The sequence below is a fragment of the Paenibacillus sp. cl123 genome (assembly GCF_900101595.1).
In the GTDB taxonomy this organism is placed as follows: Bacteria; Bacillota; Bacilli; order Paenibacillales; family NBRC-103111; genus Paenibacillus_G.
Genome location: NZ_FMYY01000029.1, coordinates 47504 through 58771 on the forward strand (window position 1 = coordinate 47504; position 11268 = coordinate 58771).

An 11268-nucleotide genomic window follows, 5' to 3' on the forward strand; every position below is an offset into this window, starting at 1 on the left:
GTTTACTGGTCGCATCCGTTTCCGCTGCTTCCGCTGCTAAGTTAAGAGCTAGTTCAATAGCCGTCCTGAATCAAAGCATATAGCTATTCAGGCTGACAGACTATTCCCCCACAGCTTTCCCAGAAAGCCTGGGGCGAACGCCATCTGCCACAGGTTGACGCATGATGTTGATCGCACCGACACGATCTCGATGTGCTGCATATCCGCAAAAACACTGGTACATTCGATCTTTTGCCTGATTACGCTCACCGCAGGATGGGCATGTTTGTGACGTGTACGCTGGATTAACTTCCATGACTTTGATCCCAACTAATGCCGATTTGTATGCAATGAACTGTTGCAATTGATAGAACGACCAGCTATGCAGATTCTTGGCGTTTTTACGACTTGTTCTTGTCGTTTTGCGAATATCAGAGAGCTTTTCCAGTTTTATGACCGATACGTTCTCTCGCTGCGCCATAGTAACGATCTGGCGACTGATTTTGTGGTTTTGGTCTTTGATATACCTGCTCTCCTTGTCACGTTGTTTTCGGATGGCAGAGAGCTTCTTTAGTTTTCCAAGTTTACGCCGTCTGGAATTGTACTTACGGCGAATGAATTTATTTTTGCGTCCATTGCCGAAGAACTTCGTCTTTCCGTTTGATGTCACGACAACTGCGGGAACTTTCAAGCCAAGATCAATACCCATTTCTGCAGTTCCTGCCGCTTGCCCGGTCGGTTTTTCAACGGATACCTGAACGAACCACTTGTTCGACTTCTGAACGACTCGAAGAAGTCCTTGCTTGCTGTTAGCAAGCCTATTTCTCTCACGTTCGGCAATGTACGCAGGAACAACAAGACGTTGCACTTTGCCATCTATGCAGGCAGGAAAAGAAACGCTATCGTCGCCAATCGTATAGTTCTGATTGTTGACGTAGTACACTCGCTTTTTTAGAATGGGACGCTTCTTGTTCTTCCTGGACTTCTGGAAGATGCTTCTTGCATCTCGAATGAGTTGATTCTTTACGGCAGAGGACAAATTCGCATCGATGGTCTTTAAGGTTAGCTTCGGAAACGTGCCAGATGCTTCGGCTTGCTCCATTAAAAGATTAACCGTTCGAATGTATTCAATGCCCATATTCACCTGTACAGAAGAATGGGGATGGAAAAATGCGGAGTTGAACAGTGACCGTCTGCATGTCTTCACCCCCTCGTCTTTTGTTCTTCCACATATCTTTTGATGGTTTCGCTTGAAACGATTCCTGCCGTACTGACAAAGTAGGAACGTGTCCAAATAGAAGGCAGATGCTTCAGGTGCTGGAACGTTTCACGCAGACGAGAGAAGTTATTCCTTTCAATTTCGCCATGATTTCAGCGGGAGAATCAGTTGGCAGGACATTCAGAAAAATATGCACATGGTCCGGCATCACTTCCATTGCGATAAGTACCCAATCGTTTTCAGCGCAATATTTCCTGAGCAAGCTGTTTGAACTGAATCTCTACCGGATTGACTAGCACTTTACGCCTGTGTCTCGGACAAAACACAAAAAACGATTCATCTCGGATTTATATCCATTTTTTGTAATTTTTGTGGTAATCAGGAAAATAATAAACACTTTTTTCTAGTCCATCAGTCCTATCTCTCGTTCGCCTCTTTCCTTCCGATGATGCTTCAGCAGCCTTTTGACCGTAATCTGCAACCGCTCCGCTGTAGGCGGCTTGGCCACAAAGTCCAGCACCTGCAGTTCAAAGGCGCGGAGCGCATATTCCACATAGCCGCTGACGCAAATGATCTCGATTGCCGGATCACGTTCCCGTATACGCCGGATAAGCTCCACCCCGGACATAAGCGGCATACGAATGTCCACAAAGGCCGCATCCGGCCTCAGCTGGCTCATCTTGTCCAACGCTTCCTGCGCTTTCGTAAAGCAGCCCACCACCTGGATGCTGCCATTCTCTGTAAGCAAACGATTAAGCCATTCTCCGGCTGGCTGTTCATGGTCCACTATAATCGCCCTCAGCATGCCGTTCCTCCTATTCACGCAATCCTCTGGCTACTCTAGCCTAACCGATCCGTCTGGACAATTTCTGGACGTAAATTGGGATGCAGGATGGCTCGCGGGGAAGAGGTTGTCAATTGTTCGTTTTGTCGAACTCTGCTAAAATATGAATGTATTTCTCATAGACTTTTCGGTTAAACGAGAGTTATATCCCCCCGCCTATTTGCAGGCGTTCCCGACGATTCGCAGTCTGCAAGAAGCAGCCGATGCGAGATGGCGATAAATGGTTATCTATACTTTAGATGCTCCTCTGATCAGACAGCTGACCCGGCTGTATTTGCAGAAAGGTGAGAAGACGCACATGACATTTGCCTTGCTGGCAGAAAGCTTTTCGCTTGATACCGCACTTGTACATCTATACGGCCCGGAACTGGATACTGGATTCAAGAGTAGTCCTGAAACTTCTGTTCCCTTGCATTTCCCATTTATCATGGAGGAGGCAACGTGATGAGAGTTCTGATCGTGGATGATGAGCAGCCTGCCCTGGATGTGATGGAGCTTCTGTTAGGGGAGGACGAGAGAGTTCGGGTCGTCGGAGCATTTAGCTACCCCAATGAAGCATTGGCCGCTGCCGCCGATCTGAAGCCGGATGCCGTCTTCGTCGACATTCAGATGCCGGGGACGGACGGATTGGCGCTGGCCGAGCAGTTGAAGGAGCTGGATGAGGAGATGGAGATCATCTTCGTAACCGCCTACCAAAACCATGCGCTGGAAGCGTTCCAACTTAATGCCCTGGATTATATCTTAAAACCCGTTCATCCGTCTCTGCTTTCGAAAACTATCGACCGCCTGCTCAAGCGAAAAGGCATCTCTTCTCCAAAGCAGCCTGAGAGCAAAGAAGACAATAGAGGCCGGTCCTTAACCGCAGCGTCTATTGATCCAAGCATCGGGGAGGCAGCTCCAGAGAACGCGGATGCCGACTCACTCCCGCGTATTTCCTGCCTGGGAGGCTTCAGGATGTATAGCCCTGGGATTCCAGCCAAACCTATTAAGTGGCGGACTTCCAAGACGGAGGAGCTGATGGCTTATCTGTTTCTCAAAAAAGGGCATAACATCCCCAAGTGGGAGATTATCGATAAGATTTGGCCCGACTCGACGGAAGAGCAGGCTCATTCTCATCTGCATACCACGCTCTATAAGGTGCGGCGGACCTTGAAGGATGCGGGCATCGAAGCGCATATTGCCTTTATCAACAGCTGCTATAAGCTGAGCCTTCAGCCGGTGGTCTGCGATCTGGACTTATTGGAGCAGCAGGCCAAAACCGCAGCGTTGACAGATGATAGAAGCGCGGCGGAGCATGAACGTTTTTTGGCTTCCCATCAAGGGGATCTGTTCGAAGGACTCGACTATGCCTGGAGCGAGTCTTTCCGGGAATATTACCGCGGACTTTTCACCGATATGTCGAGACGACTCGCATCGTATTGGATCGAACGAGAAAATTACACCGCCGCCGCCTCAGCCATCAATCGGGCGCTGAGCAAATCGACGCTGGACGAAAACTCCCATGAGCTGCAGCTTCAGATCCACTTCCTGCGCAAGGACCGTACGGCGCTGGTCAAGCAATATAATAAGCTGACGGAGCTGCTTCGCACTGAGCTTGGGCTGGCTCCGCGAGAATCTACACGCAGACTGTACGAGAAGATGCTCGAGCAGCTGTAAGCGGGCGAAAATAGTCCATAAATTCCCGCATCCCTTACCGTCCTGACCAATCGACTCTCTGTGCTGAGAAAACCTCTCGGCACACTTCGCCCTGAATCGGACTGAGAGGCTTTTAGGGTAGAGAGGCTGCCGCTACTCTCGTCCATCCGCCTCGGCTGCGGACATGTCCAATTTATCCCTGCCGCTTACACTTCCGCCATTCCTCTATGCTTCCTTGCTCAGCAAAAGCCGGATGCATTTCAGCTCCGTTCCCCACCGGCTGCTCGCTACCGCATCTTGGGGAATACTGAAGTCCCAGCCTCCATGAAACTTCAGGCGGGTAACATACATAAGCTTCATGAATCTTTCAATCTGGACGTTCGGATAGTCGACAGTCAGTATGATCAATCCCTCGTCCTTCAAAACTCTCGCGAATTCGATCAAAGCTTGAAGCTGGACCGTATCCTCCAAATGCTCCAGCACGGAGATGCAAAAGATTTTATCAAACTGCTTATCGCTGTAAGGCAATTGAGTCAGATCGGCGCGGCTCAGATGAAGACCGTTCAGCAGCGAAGAGTCGAATTCGCGGCGACTCCGCTCGCCGGCATGCTCTCTTATGTCCTCCAGTATCGCCTCGCGAGACGTTATCCGGGGATCGAGATCGCAGGCGAACGTCTGCTTCGCGGCTTTGTTCAAATAAAATTTCAGCGGGTGGCACACCCCCGAAGCCGCATCCAGCACCACATCTTCAGCTCTTGCAAACTGGGCCGCCCAAGCGTATTCATAGCCGCGGCTCCACCACGCTTCCGGCAGCTCATATACGAAGTGTCCGACCTTGGCGTCGCCGGCTGAAATAAACCGCGAAACATAAGCTTCCTCAGGTATCTCCCCCGCGGGCAGGATGGTTGCCTGCGACTCGCTCGTCTCGGCCAGCCGCCTCAGAAGATAATCACGGTTCATCAGGAAGCTCTGATGATCCGGCTCAAGCTCCAGACCCAGCTCATTATGCTTCATGGCGAGCTTGTACTGCCCAAGTTGATCGTAGCATACGCACAGCTGCAGGTGAGGCTGCCAGGTCCAGGCGCCGGGTTCGGGAGATTCCGCGATATCAGCGCCCGGACGACTTTTAAGCGCCAGCTTGTACCATACGATCGCTTCCTCCCATTCAGCATTTTGCATGCACAGAAAGCCCAGCCGGCAAAACAGCTCGGGTCGCGGAAACTCGCTCAAGTAATTATGCAGCAGCTCCTTCTCCCGCGCCGGGTCGCTCAGGAGCTCGAAGCAGACGGCAGCCTGCACGCATGCTCTCAGACGCTGTGCGGAAGTCCCTTCGGCAGAGTCCAGAAATCGCACATAATAGACTGCAGCAGCCTCCTCGTAGCCGTACGCCCACATCGCTTCGGCAGTCTCATACCACCGGTTTGGCTCCATGGAGTCCATGGCAACCGGGGCCCTCCTGTCAGCATGCAGCTCGCGGCAGCTCCACTTAAATGCCTCGACTCCGGCCAGATCGGCACTGCGGTATATATGGTAAGCCGGAAATACCGTGTCTACATACAGGTCAAAGCCCAGCGCTTGCGCGCGGATGCAGAAGTGACGATCCTCCCCCCAGAAGGAAACGTTTTTGATCTCCTTGAAGCTGACGCCTGCCTCTAAAGCGCGCGAGCTAACAAGCGTGCAGGCGCCCAGCCCTCCCACTTCATAGAGACCGGGTATTCGAAGCTGAGCATAAAATTGCTTCACTCTTCGCTGTTTTTCAGCGGATTCGATGATTTCCTTCCGCTCCAGCCGGTGCTGCGTGTATTCGTCCTGGAGCCATACCTGGGGCATCTCCATCGTATCCGGCTCCCACTGCGTCCAATAAATGCAGGAGACGATGTCCTTATCTGTCTCGACAAGCCGCATGAGCGTTGACGGATGCAGCACCAGGTCTGAGTCTATGAGGAATATATGCTCATACTTCCCCTCTCTGGCATATCCGATCAGTTCATCCTTAAGTGCCGCTACTTTCCAGACCTGGCTTTCCTTCCAGTAGTGAGTCCGCTCATCCCGATCATAGCTCTGCTCCTCCTGACGGGTTCGGCGATCCACTATGACTGCACGGCCGTGGGATTCCGCGAACCGGGCAAGCAGCTCCGATGATTCATCCTCCAGGTTATCGTCGGAGAAGATATAATCGACCTGTATATTCCCATGCTCCAGCTCGGAGAGCGAAGCGAGGAATTCACGAAGTATGGACGGTGTTTGACGGATCGGACTGGCGATCAATATGCGGTGTGTAAACAAGAACGTAGCCTCCTAGCCGGGATGAAGACTCCTTGCCCAAGGAGTCGTTGCTTGACAAGCCTAACATCTGACTCTGGACAATCGCTGGACATACGCGATGTCCAGTAATTGTCCAGAATCGGTTGATAAGATGAGATCGTTACTGCATGTTCACAAGCATAAGCACGAAAGGAACAGATGTTCATGCTCGAAACTTGGCTGAAAAGACTGGGACGACGTCAAACCAAGCCGGCCCCTTCCTCGACCTCCCCTGCGGTCCTGACGCCTTCCCCACCGGAAGCGCCTCTTCTCCGCACTAAACGAAAAGCAAGGCTGACCTTGTCCATGGTCGTAAAAAATGAAAGCGGCCGGTACTTGCAGCATGCGCTTGCCAAACACCGGGACTATATTGACGACGCTGTTATTATAGATGACGGCAGTACGGACGATACGGCCGACGAATGTCTGCGGCTGCTCGACGGCTTGCCTGTCAGACTTATTCGCAACAAGGTCTCCAAATTCAGCAATGAGGTGATGCTGCGACAGCAGCAATGGGAGGAAACCTTGAGCGTGAAGCCCGATTGGATTCTGAATCTGGATGCGGATGAATGGTTCGAGGACCGATTTGCCGGTGAAGTGGACAGCCTGCTGGAGCAGCAGGAATTCAGCCTGTACAGCTTCAGGCTCTTCGACTTCTGGACGGCTACGGCCTACAGGGACGATGCTTGCTGGCAGGCCCATAATTATTACCGGCCTTTTCTATTGAAATATACCCCAGACTTTACATACGAGTGGAAGGAAACGCCCCAGCATTGCGGAAGATATCCTTATAACATTTTCCAACTGCCCAATAGCATATCTCCGCTCCGACTTAAGCATATGGGCTGGATCGACGAACAGAACAGGCTGGATAAGCTCAGGCGTTATCTGGCTCTTGACCCCAAGATGCAATACGGCTCCAAGGAACAGTATTTATCCATCGTTGACCCTAATCCGCATTTGGTCGAATGGGTGGAATAGCGGCAGCCGGCTGCTTTATGGCTGGAATAAGCCCGGTGCGCTTGCACGACCGGGCTTGTTGCCTAAGGCGCCGCCAATCCGCCGGATGGCGTACTTAAGCCCATTCATTGCCGCGTTTTTGCCGGCGAGGAGGCGGCAGAGAAGCGGCTCGCCTAGCGCTCCAGACTATGCTTCCTTATCTCTGCGATCCCGCCGAAAGTCTCGCGCTCAAATAAGCGCGGTTGGCCAGGATACGCTCGTCATCCGGGATATACGCAGCCGCTAGTTCATTATGCTCGCTTGCGAGCGCATGCTGCCCCATCCGGTCATAACAGACGCATAGCTGCAAATGAGGGAGCCACGTCCAGCAAGCGTGCTGCAGTGGCGCATGCGTATCCGGCATGACTAGCGTCGTCGCCAGTTTGTACCACCACGCAGCTTCCACATAGCTGCCCTCCTGCAGATAAAACATGCCTAACCGGCAGCAATTCTCTGCTCGCGGCAGCGCATATGAAAACGACTGCAAGGCCTTTTGCCTGGCTTTGTGCATATCATTGAGATGGCTGTAGCACTCCGCGGCGCGCCCGCAAGCGGCTATTTTATCCTCCACCCAGCCTTCCGCCAGTTCCAGAAACTTCTCATAATGTGCTGCCGCCCGTTTCCATTGCCCGTGATCGAACAGCTCGTTGGAGAAATAAAACAGGTCCCGAGGCGTAAACGTCTCTCCTGATGCCTGACGCTGCTCGTAGATGTGAAGATTACGCGAAGAGTTCGTATGCTGGCGGTCATGCGTCACGCACACATCGCTGTGCTCGATTTGCCCGAATACCTCCAAATATTCGTGAACAACTCCGATCCACTTGAACCCCCGGCTTCGGCGCACCAGCCTGTTCCTCCGTAAGCTGACCGTAACATTACCTCGGGCGTCATGAGCCAGATGGTACGGCATCGAGACAGCATCCGTATTCCAAGGCAGCGACTGCGTAAGCTCGCGGAACCGCTGGCGATCGTCGGACTTCAAAATATCGTCGGCATCAAGCCATAGGATATATTCCTGTGTAGCCAGCTCAAACGCCCGGTTTCGCGCCCTGGCAAAGTCGTTGACCCAGACGAAATCGTATACCTTAGCGCCGAACTGCCGAGCTATTTCCTTAGTGCGGTCGGTCGACCCGGTATCCAATATGATGATTTCATCCACCAGATCACGGACGCTGGAGAGGCAGCGGCTGAGCACCGCCTCTTCATTTTTCACAATCATGCAAAGACTGACGGTTACCTTGCGCCTCCATGCATAAAGAGCGGCAGTCAGATCCTCTCCCCATTTCTCGGCAGCCAGCCTGCGGTTATGCTCCATCTGGCGCGTAAGCCAATCCGGATCGGTGGGAAACAGCGACGGCGGCTGCATGTAGCTGGCGAAGCAGTCCTGAGCTACATGCAGAGTATACCCCGCCTTAAGCGCACGGTAGCACAGGTCGTCATCCTCGAACGTTTCGAGTCCGAAGCGCTCATCGAAGCCGCCCAGCTTCTGAAAAATATTTTTATCAACCATTAGAAGAATACTCAACAGCCGTGTAACTGCCAGCGAAGGCTGACGGTTTGCAGCCTGCTGCCATCTTGCCCGCCGGTCTGCCGTCTGCATATACGCTGCCGGCTTCATTGATCGTTGCCAGCCGCTGACATCATTGCTCACCGGACCAACAAGCCCTGCGTCCGGATGAGCGTCCAGACAATCGCTTAACGCCTCCAGCCAATGGGCCGAGACGATCATATGATCGCGGATCAGCACAAGCCGTTCGCCTGCTGCGGCAGCGGCTCCCCGGTTGTACCCCGCCGCTACTCCGGAAAGCCCCGGAAGGCCGATGACGCGGCAATTCGGAGCGTTCTTCAGCTCGGGGAGCCCGGTGATCGAGGATTGCTCTCCGTCATTGACAACAATCAGCTCATAAGGATGCGGTGTATGCTTGATGATTGCTGCCAGACATTGCTTGACCAGATGCGCATGCTGGGCCAGTATCACGATGCTGATCTTCTTCATGGTACGATTTCTTCCTTTCTTGCACTAGATGTTGGGGAAGGCAGCAATGCTGGTGTCCATAGAGATCGCTAACGAACTTTAGCTCATACGTGCCGCCGACAATATACTCTGTCTCTTTTCTATAAATAATAGCCTATTGCGATTTGTTCCGCCCAACCGGTACTCGACTAGTCATCAGGCAATGGCGGCAACAACAGACAAGCGAAGGGACCACAATCCGGACGCCTGCGCTAATCTGTTGAAGCCATCACAGCGGTTTGACCGGCCGGTCCCCCTAATCTGCAGTTCGGACGCTGAAGGTTTGCAGCGGCATTGGCTCCATTATTGCTTCCCACTTTCGCTTACCGGGGCGGGATGTCGGCAGGTCCCCCCATCTATACAGCAGGCCGTTTGTTTGAATGGCCGCGCTGCTGTTTGCATTCGCCTGGATATACAGAATATCCTGCAAGTCTTCAATACGGGCAGGGCTTGTCTGATCCCCCACCTGTCCCAAACCAAGCTGGCCTTTGTTATTATTGCCCCAGCTCCATACTTCCCCTTCGACTGTGAGTGCCAGACTTTGTCCGTTCCCCGCTGCCAGCATGCTGATCCCGCTCAGACCCGGCACAGCAGCCGGGAGTAGACGGCCTGCCGTCGTTCCGTCTCCTAGCTGCCCATACGAGTTATCTCCCCAAGCCTGGACGGTGCCATCGCTCATTAGAGCTAACATATGGTTCGATCCCAAAGCCGCGCTGTATACGGCGGTAAGCACATTGGTCGGAGTCGACCGGTCTGCCATTGTGCCCTCGCCCAGTTGTCCTGCATTGTTAGCCCCCCAAGTAAACAGCGAGCCATCCTCCAGAATAGCCGCGCTGCTGAAATCCTGCGCAAAAACTTGACGGACGCCCGCCAGCCTTGGAACCTGTACAGGCATCCCTGCCTGCTCCGTTGTCCCTATCCCTAGCTGCCCGTAGGTATTATCTCCCCAGCTCCAGACCGTGCCGTCTTCTTTGAGTGCAACAGTATGGATGGCGCCGCTGGCGACCGCCTTTACCCCGCTCAGCACAGGAACAGGCGTCTCCTGTTCAGAGGAACCGTTCCCTACCTGGCCAAATTGGCTGTTTCCCCATCCCCATAATGTTCCGTCATCGGTCAAAGCCATGTTATGCGATTCTCCTCCCGCGATGGCGGACACATGCTCCAGACCGGGATAATGGAACGGAAGCATTCGATTGTAAGCGCCAGTCTCCTCCTTGTTTGCCGTTTTTCCTTCCCAGATCCACAATTGGCCTTCATCATCAAGAACAAGCGTGTGATTTTTACCGTTGGTAACAGCCAGCAACGACTTCTGGGCTGCTGTTGGTGCTACGGTCAGAGCTTGCTTGGGCACTGCCGGAGACAGCGGAGCTGCGGGGAATACGGGTGCAGCAGGAACTCCATATACGGAGTAGGTAACTTCTGTAACGGAGACTCCTTCACTGCTTGGCATAATTTCCGTCCGCGGCACAGCCTGTTCCCCTGTAACGGCCGACTGCCTCTGTATGGGGTCGGCTGAATCCTCGACCGACTGTGCCGAGACGGCGGAGGCGACCAATAACGCGCTCATTCCAATAGCCAGTGCCGCTTTTCGATTCAGATTTACTTTCTTCACAGGTCAAGCTCACCCTTTCTTGGAAGACTGTGGAAGAGACTCGCTCGCGACAGCCCTCTCCCGCAGTCGATTGCAGAGTCGATCCAAACGCAGAGGCTTGGATCGCTCGCCTATTTCAGACGAATAATCGTTACAGATGCAGAATCATCGCTGACAAAAATCACATTTTTATTTGAAGAGCCGCCATACAGCTCCAGTTTAAGGGAGTCTCCCTCTTCCAGACGCACAATAAAACTATTGTTCAACCTGATATCCTCTATTGGTTTGTTGGCAGAGATAACGCTTCTAGGAAGTACCATATTATTAATTAGTATTCTGGAACCAACATTATTGAGCGCATTAAAACTAACATCATACTGTACAAAATAGAAACCTGCTTCCGAAACGGTAAAGGCGCTGGTACCGCTGTTATAGCTAACTCCATTACTTACAAGATTTTCTGTGTTAAGCGGGATAACGGTCCCCCCAGCATTTATAGTCATGGTACCGTTCCCGCTAAACCCCGCATAACCGTATTGATCTGTAAAGGAGGTGCCAGTTGCGCCTGTGGCACCGGTCATCCCGTTCGCTCCTGTTACACCGGTCATGCCTGTTGCTCCAGTCGCGCCGGTCATTCCGTTCGCTCCTGTTGCTCCCGTCGCGCCGGTCATTCCGTTCGCTCC

At 52.8% G+C, this 11268-nt stretch carries 7 protein-coding genes and 3 pseudogenes; 3 read left to right on the forward strand and 7 right to left on the reverse strand.

Translation table 11 applies throughout. The annotated features are described in order from the left end of the window. Positions 1–100 precede the first annotated feature (100 nt). The 3 genes and pseudogenes from BLR08_RS27630 to BLR08_RS27640 all read right to left on the reverse strand — a co-directional run bounded on the left by BLR08_RS27630 (position 101) and on the right by BLR08_RS27640 (position 2003). Positions 101–1178 (reverse strand): annotated as a pseudogene (locus BLR08_RS27630) (RNA-guided endonuclease InsQ/TnpB family protein). 4 nt (positions 1179–1182) lie between these two features. After that, positions 1183–1545, reverse strand: a pseudogene (gene tnpA, locus BLR08_RS27635) (IS200/IS605 family transposase). A 56-nt stretch (positions 1546–1601) separates the two neighbouring features. Next, positions 1602–2003, reverse strand: a complete 402-nt coding sequence (locus tag BLR08_RS27640) for a LytR/AlgR family response regulator transcription factor (RefSeq protein ID WP_072337568.1) — start codon at positions 2001–2003, stop codon at positions 1602–1604. A gap of 259 nt (positions 2004–2262) precedes the next feature. Between BLR08_RS27640 and BLR08_RS27645 the strand changes: the two genes are divergently transcribed. Together BLR08_RS27645 and BLR08_RS27650 are read left to right on the forward strand one after the other, a co-directional pair. After that, positions 2263–2487 (forward strand): hypothetical protein, encoded by a 225-nt coding sequence (locus tag BLR08_RS27645; RefSeq protein WP_072337566.1) that lies wholly within the window; start codon positions 2263–2265, stop codon positions 2485–2487. After that, the gene (locus BLR08_RS27650; protein ID WP_072337564.1) at positions 2487–3698 is read left to right on the forward strand and encodes a response regulator; all 1212 of its coding nucleotides are present in this window, start codon (positions 2487–2489) and stop codon (positions 3696–3698) included. Before BLR08_RS27645 ends, BLR08_RS27650 begins: the two co-directional genes overlap by 1 nt. A 204-nt stretch (positions 3699–3902) precedes the next feature. Here BLR08_RS27650 and BLR08_RS27655 read toward each other — a convergent pair whose 3' ends face one another. After that, positions 3903–5963, reverse strand: coding sequence for a methyltransferase domain-containing protein (locus BLR08_RS27655; RefSeq protein WP_072337562.1), 2061 nt, complete (start codon positions 5961–5963; stop codon positions 3903–3905). A gap of 183 nt (positions 5964–6146) precedes the next feature. On the opposite strand from BLR08_RS27655, the gene BLR08_RS27660 reads away from it, so the two are divergent. Next, the gene (locus tag BLR08_RS27660) at positions 6147–6962 is read left to right on the forward strand and encodes a glycosyltransferase (RefSeq protein ID WP_256257804.1); all 816 of its coding nucleotides are present in this window, start codon (positions 6147–6149) and stop codon (positions 6960–6962) included. 175 nt (positions 6963–7137) lie between these two features. Here BLR08_RS27660 and BLR08_RS27665 read toward each other — a convergent pair whose 3' ends face one another. The 3 genes and pseudogenes from BLR08_RS27665 to BLR08_RS27675 form a co-directional block, all read right to left on the reverse strand. Then, the gene (locus BLR08_RS27665) at positions 7138–8976 is read right to left on the reverse strand and encodes a glycosyltransferase family 2 protein (RefSeq protein ID WP_083537520.1); all 1839 of its coding nucleotides are present in this window, start codon (positions 8974–8976) and stop codon (positions 7138–7140) included. A 274-nt stretch (positions 8977–9250) separates the two neighbouring features. Beyond that, positions 9251–10606: an RCC1 domain-containing protein gene (locus tag BLR08_RS27670; protein ID WP_072337553.1), complete on the reverse strand. Its 1356-nt coding sequence runs from the start codon at positions 10604–10606 to the stop codon at positions 9251–9253. A 110-nt stretch (positions 10607–10716) separates the two neighbouring features. Further along, positions 10717–11268, reverse strand: a pseudogene (locus BLR08_RS27675) (collagen-like protein); the annotation flags it as partial.